Raw genomic sequence first — 20,094 nt, forward strand, 5'->3', positions numbered from 1 at the left:
ATCCTCGTGTCCGGCGCCGCCACGGCGGCGCCGGACACGAATGCCCTGTCGAGGGCCGCTATCGTGATCCGGTGACGCACCTCTGCATCGATTTCGGCACCTCCAGCACGGTGGCCGTGGTGGACGGCCGCCCGGTGCTCTTCGACGGCACGCCGTCGCTGCCGTCCGGGGTCTGCGCGGACCCGGCCGGGCAGCTGCTCGTCGGGCCGGACGCGGCGCACGCGGCCCGCACCTCGCCGGAGAGCTACGAGCCGTACCCGAAGCAGCGCGTCGACGAACGGACCGTGCTGCTCGGCGACGTCGAGGTGGACGTGCCGGACCTGTTCGCGGCCGTGCTCCGCCGGGTGCTCGGCCAGCTCACCGCGCCGCCGCGGCGGGTCACGATCACCCACCCGGCCGCCTGGGGCAGCCGCCGCCGTGAGGTGCTGCGCGAGGCCGCGACCCGGGCCGGCATGCACGACGTCCGGCTGGTCAGCGAGCCGATCGCGGCCGCCGCGCACTTCGCCGGCACGGCCGGTACCACGATCCCGGCCGGTGGCACCGTGGTCGTCTACGACCTCGGCGCCGGCACGTTCGACGCGTCCGTGATCCGCCGCACCCGGGACGGTTTCGAGGTGCTGGCCACGTCCGGCCTGTCCGACGGCGGCGGCCTGGACCTGGACGCCGCGATCGTCGCGCACCTCGGCGCGGTCTACGGGCCGAAGGACCCGGCCGCGTGGGGGCGCCTGATGCTGCCCGCCTCGGCCGCGGACCGGCGGGTGTCCCGGGCGTTCTGGGCGGACGTGCGGACCGGCAAGGAGATGCTGTCCCGGTCCGCGGCCACGCACATCCACGTGCCGCTGCTGGAGACGGAGGCGCCGCTCGGCCGGGAGGAGTTCGAGGCGCTGGCCCGGCCGGTGATCGACCGTACCGTGGCGGCCACCCGGGCGGTGCTGCGCGAGGCGGGCGTGGCCGAGTCCGCGCTCGCGGGCGTGCTCCTGGTCGGCGGCGCGAGCCGGGTGCCGCTGGTCGCGTCCACGCTGCACCGCGCGCTGGGCGTGGCACCGTCCGTGATCGAGCAGCCGGAGTTGGCGGTGGCGCACGGCGCGTCCCGGTCCGGTGAGGTCAGCCGGACCGACGCCCACGCGACCGTGCGGGTCGCCCGGGACCAGGTGCCGTACGTGATTCCGGCGCAGACCGGGTCGGACCTGGCGACGGTCCTGAACGGGCCGCCGGTGCCGCTGGTGCCGTTGACGGCGCTCGCGGCGGCGAAGCGGGCCGGTGACGCGGCGGCCCGGCCGGGTGGCACGTCACCGGCCCGGCCGTCCTCCGCGGGGCCGTCGTCCGTGCGGATCGAGCCGAACGACGGCGCGACCCGGCCGTACGCGCGGGTCGGTGCGCCCGAGGTCACGATGACCGGCGATCCCGCGCCCACCGGCCCGGTGCCCCGGCGGCGCCGCTGGCCGGCCGCGCTGGCCGCGGTCGTCGTGCTGGCCGCGGCGGGCGCCGGCTATGCCGTCTACCGCAACGACCGCGAGGCGGACCGGTCGCAGCGCACCGGCCCGGCGGCTCCCAGCGGTGCCGCGGCCACCCCGGCCGGCCCGCTGCGCAACGCCGCCGGTGATCCGCTGGACCCGCTGGTCGTGCAGGCGGTCCGGGAGGCGAACCCGGACGACCCGGACGCCTACCGTGGCCTGCCCGGCACCGATTACGCCGGGCGCGGACCGATCGCGATGGTGATCGACTCCTCCAGCACGTCCGGCGGCCGGCTGCGGCTGCGGATCCGGGAGGCCGCGGAGACGGGCGGCACGGCCGACGGGGTCGGCCCGTGGTGGCTCGCGGTCGCCGAGGACGCGACGTTCCGCACCATCAACGGTGGCGCCGTGCCCCTGGCCGACTTCGTGGCCGCGCTGCCCGGCTACCCCCGGTCGCAGACGTACGGCATCACGTTCGACGCCGACCTCGCGATCACCGAGATCAAGCAGCTGTAGGCGCCTGGTAGTCCTCGACGGTGAGCGCGGTCGCGTTGCGGTCGATCCGCGAGGACAGCCGGGACAGCAACGGCGCCGCCCGCAGGCCCTGGTTGCGCAGCCACAGCCCGGGCCGGGTGCGCGGGAACAGGAACGACGCGCCGACCGCCATGTCCTGGTTGCGTCGCACGTACTCGCGCATCGCCGCCTCGTACCGCGAGAACGCGTGCTCCGGCGCCCGGTGCAGCTCACCGGCCAGCACGTACGCGCCGGTCAGCGCCAGGCTGGTGCCCTGACCGGACAGGAACGACGGCGCGTAACCGGCGTCCCCGGCCAGCACCACCCGCCCGGCCGACCAGGACGGCATGCGGATCTGGCTGACCGTGTCGAAGTACAGGTCGTCCGCCGCGTCCATCGCGTCCAGCAGGCGGGGCACCTCGCCGCCGAAGCCCGCGAACCGCTCCCGCACCCGGCGGCGTACGTCGTCCGCGGTCCAGCCGCGCGGCGGCTGCGGGCCGGTGAAGACCATCAGCGTGAACAGGCGCGGCTGGTCGCGAATCGCGTACATGGTGGCGCCGAGGCCGGGCCCGTTCTGCAGCACCGCCTCGCGGTACAGGCCCGCGGTGTTCGGCACGGAGAACCCGGCGAAGCAGAAGCCCAGGTACCGGTGGTAGTCCGGCTCCGGGCCGAACGCCAGCGACCGGGTCCTCGAGTGCAGCCCGTCGCACCCCACCACCACGTCGACGGTACGCGGTGCGCCCTGCTCGAACGTGACGCCGACCGTGTCACCGTGCTGCGTGATCGTGCGGATCGAGTCGCCGAAGACGTACTCCACCCGGTCCTTGGTCAGCGCGTACAGCAGGTCGCTCAGCTCGCCGCGGGGCAGCTCCACGTCGCGCTGCGTCTGCCCGGTCCCGAGCAGCCGCTCCACCTCGACGCGCCCCGCGACCCGCCCGTCCGGGTGCAGCGCGGTCAGCCGCCGGGTGTTGACCGCCGCCTCGCGCAGCGCCGGCAGAATGCCCATCCGCGCGCAGACCTCGATCGCGGACCCGCGGACGTCGATCGGATAACCACCCTGCCGTACGCCCGCCGACCGCTCCACCACCGTGACGTCGAACCCGTACCGGTCCAGCCAGTACGCCAGCGCCGGGCCCGCGATGCTGGCCCCCGAAATCAGCACACGTCTCATACCTCTCGATGCTTACTTACCGGCCGGCAGGTAGTCAAGGGCGGGTCTATGATCACCGCATGCCACGTCCGAACGCCGACACCCGCGAGGAGGCCCGGCGGATCGCGACGGAGCTGTTCGCCTCCCGCGGCTACGAACAGACCAGCCTGGCCGAGATCGCCACCCGGCTCGGCATCACCAAGGCCGCGCTCTACTACCACTTCCGCTCCAAGAGCGATCTGCTCAAGAGCCTGGTCGACCCGCTGCTCGACGACATCGAGACACTGGCCGGCAATCTGCCGGCCGACCCGCGCGCCACGCTCGAGGCCTACTTCGACACCTGCCACCGCCACCGCGCGGTGCTGCTCGGGCTGCTCCGCGACGTCGCCGTCCTCAACGAACTCCAGATCGTCGACCGCATCATCGCCGTCCGCACCCGCATCGACGCCGCGCTCACCGACCCCACCCCGGCCGGCCGGGTCCGTGCCGTCGTCGCCCTCGGCGGCCTCCAGGACGCGGTCATCCTCTTCCCCGACGACCCCACCCTCACCACCACGCTTCGCACCGAGGCCGTCAACGCCGCCCTACGCGCCCTCGACCTCCCCGCCTGACCGCCACCGGTACCGCACCTGCCGGCGATTCCCGGCCCTCATCACAGCACGTGTTCCTGCCTCGGTTCTTCGCCGGGACGCCGGACGGATCGCGCTGTTCGGTGCGCGAGCGGCTCGGGCTCACCGTGTCCGCGGACGGTGAGCATCGGTTCTGGGCCGCGTTCATCACCCGCTCGGCAGGCTCGTGGATCTCCTCCGCGCCGCATTCCAGGCAGGCCGTCGCCTGGCCGGACGGTACCGGAACGGGGGCGCGCGTGCCGGGGTGCTTGCGGTGCGGGTGGGATCGGGGGACAAAGGATCATGCGAATCGCCATGCTGTGCGTCGGGAGCCGGGGGGACGTGCAGCCGATGGTGGCGCTCGGGGTGGCGCTGCGCCGGCGCGGGCACGACGTGCTGCTCGCCGTACCGTCGGATCTGGTGGGTCTCGCGGAACGCGCCGGGCTGGCGGCCGTGTCCGCCGGGGTGGACGCGCGCGAGTTCCTGCAGTCGGCCGAGGGGCAGCGGCTGCTGGCCGCGGGGGACTCGCGGCGGTACCTGACCGCGCTGGCCCGCAAGCGCGCCGCGGTCATCGGCGACGTCCAGGACGCGCTGATCGGGGCGGCCCGCGGCGCCCGGGTGATCGTGGCCAGCCGGCTGGTCGAGGACGACGCGGCCGTGCTCGCCGAGCACGCCGGTGTCCCGCTGGTCGGCCTGCACTACGCGCCGTCCCGGCCGAACCGGGCGATCGCGCCGTACTTCGTGACGGTGCGGCGGCTGCCCGCGCCGCTGACCGCGCTCACCCACGAGGTGGCCGCGCGCGTGCACTGGCGCGCGATCGCCGGCAGCGTGAACGCGCTGCGCGCCCGGCTCGGGATGCCGCCGGTGCGGGAACCCACCGGGCATCGCCTGGCCCGCGCCGGTACCACGGAGATCCAGGCGTACAGCCGGGTGCTGGTCCCGGCGATCGCGGACTGGGGCACGTACCGGCCGACGGTGGGCTTTCTGGGTCTGGACGCGGCTACCCGGGCGCGGATCGGTGAGCGGGGCACCGCACCGGACCTCGGCCGGTGGCTGGACGACGGCGAGCCGCCGATCTACATCGGATTCGGCAGCATGCCGGCGGCCGAACCGGGCCGGATGCTCGGCCTGCTCCGTGACCTGCCGGGCCGGGTGCTGGTCAGCGCCGCGTGGGACGTGCCACCGAGCCGGAACCTGTTCGTGGCCGGTGCGCTGGACCACGACGCGGTCCTGCCCCGGTGCCGCGCGGCGGTGCATCACGGCGGCGCCGGTACGACCGCGGCCGCGCTCCGCGCCGGACTGCCCAGCCTGGTCTGCGCGGTCCTCGGCGACCAGCCGTTCTGGGGCGAGCGGGTGCGCGCGCTCGGCGCCGGCGACTGGCTGCGCTTCGCCGACCTGGACGCCCGCCGTCTCCGCGACGGCGTCGGCCGGCTGCTGGTGCCGGACGTCCGGGAGTCGGCGTCCCGGCTGGCCGCGCGGCTGGCCGCGGAGGGCGACGGTGGTGACCGGGCCGCTGACCTGGTCGAATCGGCGGCACGGTGAGGCGGAGAACCGCGGACCCGGCCGGCGGTGGTGGACTACTGTGAGTAGCGCCGCCGACCCACAGCTCGGGCACAGCCTGCGCTCAGCCGGCGCACGGCGGCGGACAGCAGGCTGGCCGGTGATGACGTCGGCGAGCGGAGGACAACGATGAGGCGCACCTACGAGGGCCGGGTACTGCCCAAGCAGGACGAGGAGGTCGTCGATCAGGGGCTCGGTTTCGACCTGGAGACGCTGCTCGGGCGGCGGCGGGTGCTGCGCGCGCTCGGCCTGGGCGCGCTCGGTCTCGGGCTCGCGGCCTGCGGTGACGGCGGCTCGGGCACGCCGGGCGCGACCGCCACGACCGGCGGCACCAGCACCGGCGAGATCCCGGACGAGACGGCCGGGCCGTACCCCGGTGACGGCTCCAACGGGCCGGACGTGCTGGAGCAGAGCGGCGTGGTCCGCTCCGACATCCGGTCCAGCTTCGGCGGCACCGGCACCGCGACGGCCGAGGGCGTGCCGATGACACTGGAGCTGACGATCCTGGACATGGCGAACGGGGACGCGCCGTTCGCGAACACCGCGGTGTACGTGTGGCACTGCGACCGGGGCGGCGGCTACTCGCTCTACTCGGACAACCTGACCGGCGAGAACTACCTGCGCGGTGTGCAGATCGCGGACGCGTCCGGCAAGGTCACCTTCACCAGTATCGTGCCGGCCTGCTACACCGGGCGGTGGCCGCACATCCACTTCGAGGTGTACCCGGACCAGGCGTCGATCACCGACTCGGCGAACGCGATCGCCACGTCGCAGGTGGCGTTGCCGAAGGACGTCTGCGACACGGTGTTCGCACAGACCGGGTACGAGGCGTCCGTGTCGAACCTGGCGCAGCTGTCGCTGGACTCGGACAACGTGTTCGGCGACGACGGCGGCGCGTCCCAGCTGGCCACCGTGACCGGCGACGTGACCGGCGGGTACACGGTCGCGCTGACGGTCCGGGTGGACACCCGCACGGAGCCGGCCGGGGGAGTGGCGCCGGAGGGCGGCGTGCCCGGTGGCGGTGACCCGTCCGGCGGCCCGGGCGGCCCCGGCGGTCCGGGTGGTACGCCGCCGTCCGGCATGCCGGGTGGCACGCCGCCGTCCGGTGCGCCCGGCGCCTGACCGTACGGCCGGTACCGGTCCGCCGGGCAAACGCCGCTCGGCGGACCATCGGCATGAATCGCCCACACAGCGAGCGGCGTCGATGGAATCGATTTATCGTGCTGCGTCATGGGCATGTCGAGACGCACGTTGCTGTCCGGATCGGCCGCTGCCGGTCTGATGTGGACCCCGCTCGGCCGGCTGGCCGACCCGGGGCCCGAGCCGCCCGGTTTCCCGGCCGGGATCCCGCACGAACGCCGTACCTATCTGAACTGGTCCGGTGAGACCGTCGCGGACGACGTGTGGACCGCGTCCCCGCGTACCCCCGGCGATCTGGTCACGCTCGCGAACTGGGCGCACGGTCAGGGCTGGCGGCTGCGGCCGCACGGCTTCCGGCACGGCTGGTCGCCGCTCACGCTCGCACCCGGCGACGACGCCGACGTGGTGCTGCTGGACATGACCGCGCACCTCACCGGCATGTCGATGGCCGCGGCCGGCCGGGTGCGCGTGCAGACCGGCGCGTCGATGGAGTCGCTGCTGACGTTCCTGGAGCGGCAGGGCCGCGGGCTCGCGCACTGCCCGGCACCGGGTGACCTGTCGGTCGGCGGTGTGCTCGCGATCGGCGGGCACGGCACCGCGACCCCGGCCACCGGCGAGACCCGCGCGCCCGGCACCACGTACGGCTCGCTCAGCAACCTGGTCGCCTCGGTCACCGCGGTGGTCTGGGACGGAACGTCCTATGTGCTACGCACGATCGACCGGTCCGCCCCGGGCGCGGCCGCGCTGCTCACCGGCCTGGGCGTGATCTGCCTGGCCGAGGTCACGCTGCGGACCGGCATCGACACGAACCTGCGCTGCGTGAGCCGCGTCGACATCCCGGCCACCGACCTGTTCGCCACGTCCGGGCCGAACACGGTGGAGTCGTTCCTGGCCGCGGCCGGGCGGATCGAGGTGATCTGGTTCGCGTTCACCACCCACCCGTGGCTGAAGGTGTGGAGCGTCGCGCCGCAGAAGCCGCTGCCCAGCCGGCTCGCGCTCACGCCGTACAACTACCCGTTCTCGGACAACATCCCGCGGCCGGTGGCCGAGGTCGCCGGTGCGATCCTGAGCGGGCAGTACCACCTCGCACCGGTGCTCGGGCAGTTGCAGTACACCACGTCCGCGGCCGGGCTGACCGCGTCGCTCGCGCTGGACCTGTGGGGCCCGTCGAAGAACCTGCTGCTCTACATCAAGCCGACCACGCTGCGCGTGCACCCGAACGGGTACGCCGTGCTGACCCGCCGCGCCGACGTGCAGTGGGTGCTGCACACGTTCGCCACCGAGTACGAGCGGCTGCTGCACGCGTACGCGGCCGACGGCCGGTTCCCGGTCAACGGCGCGGTCGAGATCCGGGTCACCGGCCTCGACGACCCGGCCGACACGGACGTGCCGGGCGCGGAGCCGCCGCTGCTGTCCGCCGTGACCCCGGCGCCGTCCCGCCCGGAGTTCGACACCGCGGTCTGGCTGGACGTGCTCACGCTGCCGGGCACCGCGCACGCGAACGCGTTCCTCGCCGACCTGGAGGCGTTCTGCTACGCCACGTTCACCGGCGACAAGGCGCTGACCCGGGTGGAGTGGTCCAAGGGCTGGGCCTACACCGCCGCGGCGCCGTGGACCGACCGGACGCTGCTGGACCGGGTGATCCCGGCGTCGTTCGGCCCGTCCTGGCAGCGCGCCGCGACCGAGCTGCACGCGCTCGACCCGCACGGCGTGTTCCGCAACGGGTTCACGGACGCGCTGTTCAGCTGACCCGCTCCTCAGCTGACCCGCTCCTCAGCTGACCCGCTCCTCAGCTGACCCGCTCCTCAGCTGACCCGCTCCTCAGCTGACCCGCTCCTCAGCTGACCGCTGTTCAGCGGGCCTGCAGTGACCGGGCGTACGCGGCGAAGTCGACGTGGACCGTGCTGTACGGGTCCGCGCCGTACTGGCCGGCGATCCCGGCGAGGTAGCCGGCGATCTCGCGGCGCATCGTGGCCGGGGACGGCAGCCGTACCTCGCCGGTGATCACGCCGGCGATCCAGCGGGACTGCAGCTCGACGATGCGGGTGATCGCGCCGACCGGCCGGACCATGCCGGCGAACATCAGGCCGGGCTGGTTCACCGAGACGATCCGCTTGTACAGCCGCATGCGCCCGGCCCGGTCCCGCGCGCTGCGCGCGGTCAGGAACGGGAACCGGGGTGCGTAGCCGGTGCACCAGATGACCGTGTCGATCTCGTCCGTGCGGCCGTCGGTGAACGTGACCCGGCGGCCGTCGAAGCCCGCGATGCCGGGCCGAGGCGTGACCAGGCCGTGGCTGATCTGGCTCAGGATGCTGTCCGAGATGGTCAGCCCGGCGGAGAACAGCTCGTGGTCCGGTTCCGGCAGGCCGTAGTCGGTCAGGTTGCCGTGCATCGTCCATAGCGTGCGCTGGATGAACGCCCGGGCGCCGGCCAGGCCGAGCTCGGCGTACCAGGGCTGGTCCGCGATCTCGTCGATCGGCACGCCGTAGAGCCGTTTCGGGGTCACGTGCATGCCGCGCCGGACGGACAGCAGCGTGGTCTCGGCGACCCGGGACAGGTCACCGGCCACGTCGACCGCGGACGAGCCGAAGCCGACCACCAGGACGCGCTTGCCGGCGAACGGCGCGCTGTCGTGGTAGTCGATCGTGTGCAGCACCTCACCGGTGAAGCCGCGGTGGCCGTCCGGGACGCGCGGGTCCTGGTGCAGGCCGGACGCGACGACCACGTGGCTGAACCGGCGGGACCGGCCGTCGCCGGTGACCACGGTCCAGCCGCCGTCCGCGTCCCGGCGCGCGGAGTCCACCGCGGTCCGCGTCTCGACGTGGTCGAGCAGGCCGTGCTCCTTCGCGTAGTCGCGCAGGTAGCGGGCGAACCGGGCGTGGCCCGGATGGGTCGGGTAGTCGTCCGGCATCGGCGTGTCCGAGTAGCCGGTCAGCCGCTTGGACGTGTTCAGGTGCAGGCTGGCGTAGCCGGGACCGCGCCGGCCGGTGCCCGCCCGGGCCCACATGCCGCCGACCTCGTCCTCCCGCTCGACACAGACGAACGGCACGCCGGCCCGGTGCAGCGCGCGGGCGGCCGCGAGCCCGGAGAGCCCGGCACCGATGACGCAGACTGAGCGCCCAGTCACTTTCACTCCTCCACGGATCCGTTCCGAGCGGCCGTGTTCGGAGAGTATCGTCCAGGGTGGACATGTGTAACTACTGAGTCCACGATCAGGTACTGATTGTGCAAAGACTCACGCATAGGGTGACCGCGCTCGATTCGCTGGTGCAGAATATGCCGTTATGCCTGATAAGTCCGGCCGCGCGCTTGCCGTGCGGCACCAGCAGCTCTTCGGCGCGTCACCGGACACCACGCACGCGGCCCTGCTCGCCTCGCTCTGGGACCGGATATGCACGGCCGCGTGGGCGGGCGGCGAGCGAGTGGACGCCCGCGCGCACCTGGCCGACATGCTCCTCCCGTGGGCGCACCGTCCGATAGAGACGGTGCCGCGATATCCGTCCTTCGTGTCCGCGGACGGGTTCCCGGCCGAGCTGTCGGTCAGCTGGCGCAAGGGCGTCACCGAGGTGCGCATCCTGTTCGAGCCGGTCGGCACGGACCCGGCGGTGCGGGCGGTGCAGGACGCCGGGCGGGCCATGGTCCGCGCGCTGACCGCACGGGACGGCGTGTCGATCCGCGGCTACGAGGCGGTCGAGGACCTGTTCACCTCGGACGACCCGCCGGCCCACCGGTCCGGCGTGTGGCTGTCGCTGGCCTGCGGGCCGGACCTGCCGCCGCACTTCAAGGTCTACCTCAACCCGTACGTCAACGGCGCCGGGCGGGAGTGGGCGACCGTGACCCGCGCGATGGAGCGCCTCGGGTTGGCCGCCGCGTGGGCGCCGGTCGTGGCGGCCCGGGACGCGCTCGCGGCGACCGGAACTGGCCTGGACTACGTGGCACTCGACCTGGCCGCGGGTGCCCACGCGCGCGCGAAGATCTATTTCCGGCACCGCGCGGCCGGGCTGGCCGGCATTCACCGTCTCGGCGCGTTCGCCCGCAGCTACGACGCGGAACGGGTCGCGGACGCGGCGGCGGACCTGTACCCGGACGGCGGCCCGGACACGCCGGACAACGAGCCGATGACCGGGCTGGCGTTCCGGGCCGGCCGGGACGGCGCCGACGAGGCCAACGTCTACTTCCGCCTGCCGGGCGCGGTGCCCAGCGATGCGCTCGCGGCCCGCCGGATCACCACGTTGATGGATCGTGAGGGCGCACCGGCCGACGTCTACCGCCGGATCGCGGACGCGGTCGCGCCCGCGCCGATGGAGACCACGACCGGCGTCCACGAGCTGGTCAGCTTCCGCACCCGGGACGCGGGCCCGGCGGACATCGGCGTCTACTTCCGGCTGCCGGTGCACGCGTCCGGCGACGCGCCCCGGCCGGGCCACGGCTGGCCACGCGTGCCGTTGTAGGCGGCTGCCGTTCGGTCGCGCGGGCCGATGAGGCGCGGGAAGAGGCGAAACCCGACGGCGGTCTTCCCGCTCCCGGCGTGGTGCGGCCCGCATGCTCCCGCGGGCCCCGGTCGTCGCCGGCGCTCCTCCCTGCCGGTGCCGTCGTGGCGGGCTCAGGACCACGCGGCCTCCGATGCGTGCCGCGCCCGTTGCCGCGACCGCGGCTTCCGCCGTGGCGGCGGCATTTTTCGTGACCGCGGCACCTGCCCGAGTCACGCCGCGACCGTTGCGGCCGGCGGTCCCGCGGTCACGTCCCGGCGGCACCGGTGTCGTCGTTGTGCCGGGACCGCCGCCGCGGCTTCGTCACGTCGTGTGACCGGTGAGGACGTGGTCGCTGATCATGCGGGTGGCGCCCAGGTAGGCCGCGTCCGGGCCGAGTTCGGAGAGGACGACCGGCATGTCGCCGGTGGCCAGCGGGAGTGACGATCGGTAGACCACGCCGCGGATCTCGGCGAGCAGTGCGTGGCCCATGCCGGACAGGCCGCCACCGATCACGATCATGCCGGGGTTGAAGAAGCTGACCAGGCTGGCCAGCACCTGGCCGACGCGCCGGCCGCCGTCGCGGACCAGCGTGGTGGCGAACGGGTCCCCCGCGGCCATCGCGTCGGTGACGTCACGCGCGGTGAGCGTGCCGGCGTCCGCGAGCCGCATCGCGAGGATGTCGGAGCGGCCGGCCGCGGCCGCGGCGGTGGCGTCCCGGGCCAGCGCGGCGCCGCCGAAGTGCGCCTCCAGGCAACCGGTGTTGCCGCACACGCAGAGTGGCGGCGGCCCGTCCGACATGACCGCGGTGTGCCCGATGTCGCCGGCGCAGCCGTTCGCGCCACGGTAGACCGTGCCACCGACCACGATGCCGGCGCCGATCCCCGCGCCGATCTTGACGAACAGGAAGTCGTCGAACGGTTTCGCGATGCCGGCGTGCTTCTCGCCGAGCGCCATCAGGTTCACGTCGTTGTCCACCAGCACCGGGCAGTCCAGTTCGGCCGCGAGGTGGTCGCGGACCGGATGCCGGTCCCAGCCGGGCAGGAACGGCGGCGACACCGGGACACCCTCGGCGTAGCTGACCGGTCCGGGGATGCCGACACCGGCGCCGCACAGGAAGCCGCCGGCCTCCGCGCGCACCTTGACCGCCAGCTCGACCGCGCGGCCGAGCACCGCGGACGGCCCGCGCCGCAGGTCGACCTGCTCGGTGACGCGCGCGACCGGGCGCAGCGTGCCGTCGGTCAGCGTCACCTCCAGCGAGGTCGCGCCGAGCGCGATGCTCAGGAACCGCATGCCGGCCGCCAGCCGCACGATGGACGAGCGCCGGCCGCCCCGGGACGCGGCGGGCTCGCCGCCCTCGATGAGCCCGCGGTCCGCGAGCCGGGTCACCTCGACCGCGGCCTTGGACCGGGACAGGCCGACCGCGTCGCCGAGCTCGGCCCGGGACCGCTCGCCGTCGTCGCGGAGCAGCCGGAGGAGGCGCGCCTGGTGCGTGTTCTCCGGACCGTCCATGTTCCCCACTTTCGCTTGGGCGGAGACAAAGATACCGCTAAGTCAACGGAAAGTTGTGTCAGTGGGGGTCTTTCTTTTCCTGTGACGGCGCGCTAACTTTCCGGGCAGGACGTAACACGGACGACACACGGGAGCCTCGGACCTGTGCCGGGGCCCGCACCACCCTGGGTCCACAGTCGGCGTTCGGCGGCGCTCGACCCGCACACCCATCCCTTCACGACAGCGCGTTTCAACCCGACCTCGGCTCGGGCGATGCCCCCTGCCGTTCTCGAGAGGTGAAGAAGCATGGACGAGGTGCAGCAGAGCCGTTCGAACCTGACCCGCCGCAAGATCCTCGGCGCCTCCGCGGCCGCCGCGGCCGTGATCGGCGGCGCCGGCGGGACCGTCGTGGCCACCGGCCCGGCGCTGGCCGGCGGCAACGGCCACGGCCACGGACGGCTGCGGGCCGAGCCGCTGATCCCGGCGCGCAACCGCGGCATCATCCTCTACAGCGTGCGCGACCGGATCACCGCGGCGCCGGACGACAGCGGCGTGCCGTACGGGTTCGAGCGGGTGCTCGCCCGGCTGGCCGAGCTGGGCTACAAGGAGATCGAGTTCGCCGGTTACAACCAGCACGAGTCGATCCTCGGCCGGCAGATCACGCCGCAGGAGATCCGCAAGATCCTGGACGACAACGGCCTGGTCGCGAACGGCGCGCACACGCAGATCAACGCGGCCACGTTCACCCAGCAGATGGACATCGCGCAGACGCTGGGCATGAAGAACATCGGCACCGGCTCGGACCCGACGAACAGCTCCTACACCAAGGACTGGGACGCCGCAGCCGACCTGTGGAACGAGCTGGGCCGCCAGGCCGCACGCCGTGGGCTGCGGCTCTACACCCACAACCACGACGCGGCGTACGGTTTCCTGCTCGACGCCGGCCCGAAGGACGTGAACGGCAACCCGACCCGGTCGTCCGGCACCCGGAAGCTGGAATACTTCTTCGGGAAGACCGACCCGCGCTACGTCTTCTTCGAGATGGACATCTTCTGGGGCTACGTGGCCCGCTACAAGCACCAGAAGTTCGTCGACGCGCGCGGCCGGGAGCAGACCGACCTCTTCGACCCGATCATCACGGTCGCGGAGCGGACCAAGCGGTTCCCGCTGTTCCACGCCAAGGACGGCAACAGGAACACCGCGGTGCCCAACGGGTACGACATGGTCCCGCTCGGCGAGGGCGACATCAACTTCCAGCAGTTCTTCCAGACGATCGGCGAGCAGGACTTCCACCACGCCAACTGGGAGCAGGACACTGCACCCGGAGGCGCCGCGAACCCGGGCCAGTCGCTGAACTTCGCGGCCCTCAGCTACCAGAACATGTCCGAGCTGACGATCTACAAGCGTTAGTCAGCCCGACGAGAGGTGGAGTTGAACGTGCGACCCGACGAGGCCCTGCACCTGCGGCTGCTGCGGCTGCTGCGCGACCACGGCGCGATCTCCCGCGCCGAGCTCGCCGACCGGCTGCAGATCCCGCGTCCCCGGCTGCTCACGGAGCTGGACCGGCTCGCCGCCGCCGGGTTCGTCAGCGAGGCCGGCATGGCCGCGTCCCGGGGCGGGCGTCGCTCCACCCTCGTCGAGCTGAACCCGCGGCTCCGGTTCGCCGCGGTCGACCTCGGCGCCAGCTCGATCGACATCGAGGTGGTCAACGGCCGGCTGGAGCCGGTCGCGGCGTACGCCGAGGCCTCCGACATCCGCTCCGGCCCGAAGGCGATCCTGCACCGGGTCAGCGAGCTGCTGGCCAAGGCCAAGGCGGACGGCGTCTACGAGCGGCTGGACGGCATCGGCATCGGCGTGCCCGGCCCGGTCAGCTACCGCGACGGCGTGCCGGTCTCGCCACCGATCATGCCGGGCTGGGACCGCTACCCGGTGCGCGAGCTGCTGGCCCGCGAGCACGGCTGCCCGGCCGTGGTGGACAACGACGTGAACATCATGGCGCTCGGCGAGCGGCACGGCGGCGTCGCGCACAGCATCGACGACTTCCTGTACGTGAAGATCGGCACCGGCATCGGCTGCGGCATCTTCCTCTCCGGCCAGGTCTACCGCGGTACGGACGGGTGCGCCGGCGACATCGGGCACATCATGGCCGAGCCGCACGGCCCGGTCTGCTCGTGCGGCAACTCCGGTTGCCTGGAGGCGCTGTTCAGCGGCGCGGCGCTGGCCCGGGACGCGACCGCGGCCGGCCGCTCCGGCGCCTCGCCCGCGCTCGCCGACCGGCTCGCCGCGTCCGGCGCGCTGACCGCGCGGGACGTCGGCCTGGCCGCGGCCGAGGGCGACATCACCAGCATCGGCCTGATCCGGGACGGCGGTCGCCGGGTCGGTTCGGTGCTCGCCGGCCTGGTCAGCTTCGCGAACCCCTCGATGATCGTGATCGGCGGCGGCCTGGCCCAGCTCGGGCACGTGCTGCTCGCCGAGATCCGCAGCGTGGTGTACCGCCGCTCGCTGCCGCTGGCCACCGGCAACCTCCCGGTGGTCCTGTCCGAGCTGGCCTCCCGCGCGGGCGTCACCGGTGCCGCCGTGCTGGCCAGCGACGTCGCGTTCGAACAGGCAAGCGAATGAGCGAACGTGTGAGTGTTCCCGAGGAAGGCGGCATGAGCGATTCCGCGATCCCGAGGCCGGACAGCGGCGTGATCCTGCGCCTGACCGACGTGGTCAAGACGTTCCCCGGCGTGCGCGCGCTGGACGGCGTACAGCTGGAGGTGCGCGCCGGCGAGGTGCACTGCCTGCTCGGGCAGAACGGCGCCGGCAAGTCGACCCTGATCAAGGTGCTGGCCGGCGTGCACCGCCCGGACAGCGGCCGCGTCGAGTGGCAGGGCAAGCCGGTCGAGTTCGCGAACCCGCAGGCCGCGATGCGTGCCGGGATCGCCACCATCTATCAGGAACTCGACCTGGTCGACGACCTGTCGGTGGCGGAGAACGCGTTCCTCGGCCACGAGCCGCGCCGCCTCGGCTTCGTCCGGCGCGGTGAGACCGCCCGCCGTACCGCCGAGATCCTGCACCGGCTCGGCCACGGCGAGATCCCGGCACGCCGGCCGGTGCACCGGCTGCCGTCGGCCGGCAAGCAGATCGTGAGCATGGCCCGCGCGCTCTCGCACGACGCCAAGCTCATCATCATGGACGAGCCGAGCGCGGTGCTCGCGCACGACGAGGTCGGCAACCTGTTCCGGATCATCCGCGAGCTGACCGCGGCCGGTATCGCGGTCGTCTACATCTCGCACCGGATGGAGGAGATCCGCGAGATCGGCGACCGGGTGACCGTGCTCAAGGACGGCCGGACCACCGCGGCCGGTCTCTCCGCCCGCGAGACGCCGACCCGCGACCTGGTCACCAAGATGACCGGCCGGACCATCGAGTACGTGTTCCCGGACCGGGTCACCCACGCCACGGACACGGCACCGCTGCTGGACGTGCGCGGCCTGACCCGGCACGGCGAGTTCGCGGACGTGTCGCTGACCGTGCGCCCGGGCGAGATCGTCGGCATCGCCGGCCTGGTCGGCTCCGGCCGCTCCGAGCTGCTGGAGACCATCTTCGGCGCGCGCCGCGCGGAGGCCGGCACGGTCACCATGGACGGCCGGCGGCTGCGTCCCGGCAGCGTCGGCGCGGCGGTCCGGGCCGGCATCGGCATGGCGCCGGAGGAGCGCAAGAGCCAGGCGCTGCTGCTGGACGAGCCGATCTACCGCAACGTGACCCTGGCCGGGTTCAGCCGGTTCGCGGCCGGTGGGTTCACCCGCACCGGCCGGGAGACCGCGTCCGCCCGCGCGGTCGCGGAACGGCTCGACCTGCGCCCGCCGGACGTGCGCCGCCCGGTGCGGCAGCTCTCCGGCGGCAACCAGCAGAAGGTCGTGGTCGGCCGCTGGCTGGTCGGCACCGGCCCGCGCAACGGCGGCCCGCAGGGCGGCGCGGACGGCACCCCGACCCGGTTGCTCCTGCTGGACGAACCGACCCGCGGCGTGGACGTCGGCGCGCGCGCCGAGCTGTACCAGGTGATCCGCGACCTGGCCGCGGCCGGCCTGGGCGTGCTGCTGGTCTCCAGCGAGGTGCCCGAGGTGCTCGGCCTGGCCGACCGGGTGCTGATCATGCGTGAGGGCAGCGTGATCCACGAGGCGCCCGGCGGCACGCTGGACGAGGAAGCGGTACTGGACATGATCATGGCGGGCTCGCTCACCACCGGGGCGCTCGCGGCCGAGACGGACACCACCGAGGGGGAAGCGGCATGAAGGCCACGACGGCGGACCCGGGCACCCGCCCGGAGATACGCAAGGACGGCGGCGACGTGTTGCGCCGCTGGTGGACCAGTGAGAGCAACGAGTTCGCCGGGCGGAACCTGGCGCTGATCGGCGTGCTGGTCGTGCTGATCGCGCTCGGCGCGCTGACCCGGCCGGACCTCTACGGCGACCCGGACTGGGTGCGCAACAACGTCTTCACCATCCTGCAGCAGGCGTCCGCGATCGGCGTGGTCACGGTCGGCATGACCTTCGTGATCATCGGCGGCGGCATCGACCTGTCGGTCGGCGCGATCATGGCGCTGGCCGGCGTCTGGGCCACCACGGTCGCCACCCAGAGCTTCGGCGCGGGCGGCATGATCTTCACGGCGATCGCGGTCGGCGTCGGCACCGGACTGGTCAACGGCCTGCTCATCTCGTACGGCCGGCTGGTGCCGTTCATCGCGACGCTGGCCATGATGGTGGCGGCGCGCGGGCTGGCCGCCTCGATCTCCGGCAAGCAGACGCAGATCTCCGGCAACGCCACGATCAACGGCATCGCGTCGACCGAGATCCTCGGCGTACCGCTGCTGGTGATCATCCTGGTGGTGGTGGTCGCGGCCGGCTGGGTGCTGCTCAACCGGACCACGTTCGGCCGGCGCACGGTCGCGGTCGGCGGCAACCCGGAGGCGGCCCGGCTGGCCGGCATCAACGTCCGCCGGCACACGCTGCTGCTCTACGCGCTCTCCGGCCTCTGCTGCGGCATCGGTGCGCTGATGCTCACCGCGCAGGCGAACTCCGCGCAGGCCGCGATGGCGAACCTGTACGAACTGGACGCGATCGCCGCCGCGATCATCGGTGGCACGCTGCTCTCCGGCGGCCGCGGCACCATCGTCGGCGCGCTCTTCGGCGTGCTGGTCTTCTCCACGATCACGAACCTGTTCGCGATCAACAACCTCACCACCGAGTCGCAGAACATGATCAAGGGCGGCATCATCGTCGCCGCCGTGCTGATCCAGCAGTTCCGGTTCGGCTCGCTGACCAAACTCTTCTCTCGCACAGCCTGACCGGGGCGTCCCCGAGGGCGCCCCGATCACGAAACAGCACATAGGCGGCCGTCACGATCGAGACGGCGGCCGGGCACCGCACATCCTGAAATCGATCCGAGAGCGAGGATTCCATGATCCAGGACGCTTCCCGCCGCCGCCTGCTGTTCGGCGGCGCCATGGTCGGCGCGGGCGCGCTGCTCGCCGCCTGCACCAGCAACGAGCAGGCCCCGACCGCCGCGCAGACCAAGGGACCCGAGGGCGACAACGCGAACGCGGCGCCCGGCAAGGCCGTCACCATCGGTTTCTCCGCGCCGGCCGCGGACCACGGCTGGATGGCCGCGATCACGAACAACGCGAAGGCGCAGGCCGCCGCGTACTCCGACGTGACGTTCAACAGCGTGGAGGCCGGCGCGGACGCGGCCGCCCAGCGCGCGGCGCTGGACACGCTGATCTCGCAGAAGCCGGACGCGATCGTCATGCTGCCGCACGACGGCAAGGAGCTGACCGCGTCCGGCCTGAAGGCGATGCAGGCCGGCATCCCGGTGATCAACCTGGACCGGGCGTTCACCCAGGCGCTCGCGTACCGCGTGATGATCAAGGGCGACAACTACGGCATGGGCGTCTCGGCCGGCAACTTCATCGTGGCGCAGATGAAGGCCAAGGGCGTCACCAACCCGGTGATCGGCGAGATCGCCGGCATCGACTCGCTGGAGCTGACCCAGGAGCGCTCGCAGGGCTTCAAGGACGCGCTGGCCGCGGCCGGCTTCACGGTCGCGAACCGGCGGGCCGCCGAGTTCACCGTCGACTCCGGGCAGCGCGAGGCCACGAACCTGCTGCAGGCGCTGCCGAAGATCGACGCGCTCTGGAACCACGACGACGACCAGGGCGTCGGCGTGCTGGCCGCGGTCAGCCAGGCCAACCGCAGCGAGTTCATCATGGTCGGCGGCGCCGGTTCCAAGGCCGCGATCGAGGCGATCCAGGCGGACAACAGCGTGCTCAAGGCCACGGTCACCTACAGCCCGTCGATGGCCTCGTCCGCGATCTCGCTGGCCCGGCTGGTCGCGCAGGGTCGCGGCCTGTCCGATCTGGTGGAACTGTCGGTACCGAAGGACATCACGCTCGCCTCCGAAACGATCACCAAGGAGAACGCGGCGAACTACCTTCAGCTTGGGTTCTGACACACACTTCTTACAGACAGGGAGCTTTCCGTGGGCGAGCTGCGCATCGGGATGGTCGGCTACGCGTTCATGGGCGAGGCACACTCGCAGGCGTGGCGTACCGTCAACCGCGTCTACGACCTGCCCGTACGCGCCCGCATGTCGCTGATCGCGGGCCGGGACAAGGCGAACGTGGCCGCGGCCGCGGACCGGCTCGGGTGGGACGAGCACACCACCGACTGGCGTGACCTGATCAGCCGGGACGACATCGACCTGGTCGACATCTGCACGCCGGGCGACTCGCACGCGGAGATCGCGTGTGCCGCGCTCGCCGCCGGCAAGCACGTGCTCTGCGAGAAACCCCTGGCCAACACGGTCGAGGAGGCCCGGGCGATGGTCGCCGCGGCGGACACCGCCCGGGAACGCGGCGTGCGAGCGATGTGCGGGTTCACCTACCGCCGCGTCCCGGCCGTCACGTTCATGCGCCGGCTGATCGCGGACGGCCGGCTCGGTGACCTGCGGCACGTCCGGGCCGTCTACCTGCAGGACTGGATCACCGATCCGGAGTTCCCGCTGGTCTGGCGGTTGCAGAAGGACAAGGCCGGGTCGGGCGCGCTGGGCGACATCGGCGCGCACATCATCGACATGACGCAGTTCGTCACCGGGCAGGCGATCACCGGCGTGTCCGGGCTGACCGAGACGTTCGTCCGCGAGCGCCCGCTGGCGTCGGCCGACGGTGCGGCGCTCGGCGCGGCGAAGGCCGCGGAAACGAGCAAGGGCCAGGTCACCGTGGACGACGCGGCGCTCTTCATCGCGCGGCTGTCCGGCGGCGCGGTCGCCACGTTCGAGGCGACCCGGATGGCGACCGGCCGCAAGAACGGGCTGCGCATCGAGGTGAACGGCACCAAGGGCTCGCTGGCGTTCGACCTGGAGCGACTCAACGAGCTCGAGTTCTACGACGCCACGCTGCCGGGCACGGAGCTGGGATTCCGGCGGATCCTGGTCACCGAGCCCGAGCACCCGTACCTGTCCGCGTGGTGGCCGACCGGTCACCTCATCGGGTACGAGCACGGCTTCACGCACCAGGCCCGGGACCTGCTGGAGGCGATCGGCAACGGCACCGATCCGCTCCCGTCGTTCGCCGACGCGCTCGGCGTGCAGTTGGTGCTGGACGCGGTGGAGAAGTCCGCCGAGACCGGCGGCTGGGTCCAGTTGTAAACCAGAACTCCTCGGGCCGCGCC

At 72.9% G+C, this 20,094-nt stretch carries 15 protein-coding genes; 12 read left to right on the forward strand and 3 right to left on the reverse strand.

Annotation, left to right across the window (positions count from 1 at the left end; genetic code table 11):
- Positions 1–71 precede the first annotated feature (71 nt).
- The gene (locus J2S42_RS40115) at positions 72–1,970 is read left to right on the forward strand and encodes an Hsp70 family protein (protein ID WP_307248066.1); all 1,899 of its coding nucleotides are present in this window, start codon (positions 72–74) and stop codon (positions 1,968–1,970) included.
- Here the strand turns inward: J2S42_RS40115 and J2S42_RS40120 are convergent.
- A complete protein-coding gene (locus tag J2S42_RS40120; RefSeq protein ID WP_307248068.1) occupies positions 1,957–3,138 on the reverse strand; it encodes an FAD-dependent monooxygenase in 1,182 nt (393 codons plus the stop codon). The genes J2S42_RS40115 and J2S42_RS40120 overlap by 14 nt on opposite strands.
- Positions 3,139–3,197: 59 nt before the next feature.
- On the opposite strand from J2S42_RS40120, the gene J2S42_RS40125 reads away from it, so the two are divergent.
- The 4 genes from J2S42_RS40125 to J2S42_RS40140 all read left to right on the forward strand — a co-directional run bounded on the left by J2S42_RS40125 (position 3,198) and on the right by J2S42_RS40140 (position 8,174).
- Positions 3,198–3,728, forward strand: coding sequence for a TetR/AcrR family transcriptional regulator (locus J2S42_RS40125; RefSeq protein ID WP_307248070.1), 531 nt, complete (start codon positions 3,198–3,200; stop codon positions 3,726–3,728).
- Positions 3,729–4,028: 300 nt separating this feature from the next.
- A complete protein-coding gene (locus J2S42_RS40130; RefSeq protein ID WP_307248072.1) occupies positions 4,029–5,267 on the forward strand; it encodes a glycosyltransferase in 1,239 nt (412 codons plus the stop codon).
- A gap of 147 nt (positions 5,268–5,414) precedes the next feature.
- Entirely contained in the window at positions 5,415–6,407 is a 993-nt protein-coding gene (locus J2S42_RS40135; protein WP_307248074.1) for an intradiol ring-cleavage dioxygenase, read from the forward strand.
- A 108-nt stretch (positions 6,408–6,515) separates the two neighbouring features.
- On the forward strand, positions 6,516–8,174 hold the full coding sequence (locus J2S42_RS40140; protein ID WP_307248076.1) for a cholesterol oxidase substrate-binding domain-containing protein: 1,659 nt from the start codon (positions 6,516–6,518) through the stop codon (positions 8,172–8,174).
- A gap of 103 nt (positions 8,175–8,277) precedes the next feature.
- On the opposite strand, the gene J2S42_RS40145 is transcribed toward J2S42_RS40140, so the two are convergent.
- Positions 8,278–9,552, reverse strand: a complete 1,275-nt coding sequence (locus J2S42_RS40145) for a flavin-containing monooxygenase (protein ID WP_307248078.1) — start codon at positions 9,550–9,552, stop codon at positions 8,278–8,280.
- 157 nt (positions 9,553–9,709) lie between these two features.
- Between J2S42_RS40145 and J2S42_RS40150 the strand changes: the two genes are divergently transcribed.
- The gene (locus tag J2S42_RS40150) at positions 9,710–10,876 is read left to right on the forward strand and encodes a tryptophan dimethylallyltransferase family protein (protein ID WP_307248080.1); all 1,167 of its coding nucleotides are present in this window, start codon (positions 9,710–9,712) and stop codon (positions 10,874–10,876) included.
- A gap of 342 nt (positions 10,877–11,218) precedes the next feature.
- Here J2S42_RS40150 and J2S42_RS40155 read toward each other — a convergent pair whose 3' ends face one another.
- Positions 11,219–12,406: an ROK family transcriptional regulator gene (locus J2S42_RS40155; protein ID WP_307248082.1), complete on the reverse strand. Its 1,188-nt coding sequence runs from the start codon at positions 12,404–12,406 to the stop codon at positions 11,219–11,221.
- A gap of 285 nt (positions 12,407–12,691) precedes the next feature.
- On the opposite strand from J2S42_RS40155, the gene J2S42_RS40160 reads away from it, so the two are divergent.
- From J2S42_RS40160 to J2S42_RS40185, 6 genes are all read left to right on the forward strand, one after another.
- Positions 12,692–13,795 carry a sugar phosphate isomerase/epimerase family protein gene (locus J2S42_RS40160; RefSeq protein ID WP_307248084.1) on the forward strand — a complete coding sequence of 368 codons (1,104 nt, stop codon included), beginning with the start codon at positions 12,692–12,694 and terminating at the stop codon, positions 13,793–13,795.
- Positions 13,796–13,822: 27 nt separating this feature from the next.
- Positions 13,823–15,004 carry an ROK family transcriptional regulator gene (locus J2S42_RS40165; RefSeq protein WP_307248086.1) on the forward strand — a complete coding sequence of 394 codons (1,182 nt, stop codon included), beginning with the start codon at positions 13,823–13,825 and terminating at the stop codon, positions 15,002–15,004.
- Between the two features lie 32 nt (positions 15,005–15,036).
- Positions 15,037–16,662: a sugar ABC transporter ATP-binding protein gene (locus J2S42_RS40170; protein WP_307248087.1), complete on the forward strand. Its 1,626-nt coding sequence runs from the start codon at positions 15,037–15,039 to the stop codon at positions 16,660–16,662.
- Positions 16,659–17,714: an ABC transporter permease gene (locus tag J2S42_RS40175; RefSeq protein ID WP_307248089.1), complete on the forward strand. Its 1,056-nt coding sequence runs from the start codon at positions 16,659–16,661 to the stop codon at positions 17,712–17,714. Before J2S42_RS40170 ends, J2S42_RS40175 begins: the two co-directional genes overlap by 4 nt.
- 113 nt (positions 17,715–17,827) lie before the next feature.
- The gene (locus J2S42_RS40180; protein ID WP_307248091.1) at positions 17,828–18,874 is read left to right on the forward strand and encodes a substrate-binding domain-containing protein; all 1,047 of its coding nucleotides are present in this window, start codon (positions 17,828–17,830) and stop codon (positions 18,872–18,874) included.
- Between the two features lie 51 nt (positions 18,875–18,925).
- Positions 18,926–20,071 carry a Gfo/Idh/MocA family protein gene (locus J2S42_RS40185; protein WP_307249297.1) on the forward strand — a complete coding sequence of 382 codons (1,146 nt, stop codon included), beginning with the start codon at positions 18,926–18,928 and terminating at the stop codon, positions 20,069–20,071.
- Positions 20,072–20,094: the final 23 nt, after the last annotated feature.

Source organism: Catenuloplanes indicus, assembly GCF_030813715.1.
GTDB lineage: Bacteria > Actinomycetota > Actinomycetes > Mycobacteriales > Micromonosporaceae > Catenuloplanes > Catenuloplanes indicus.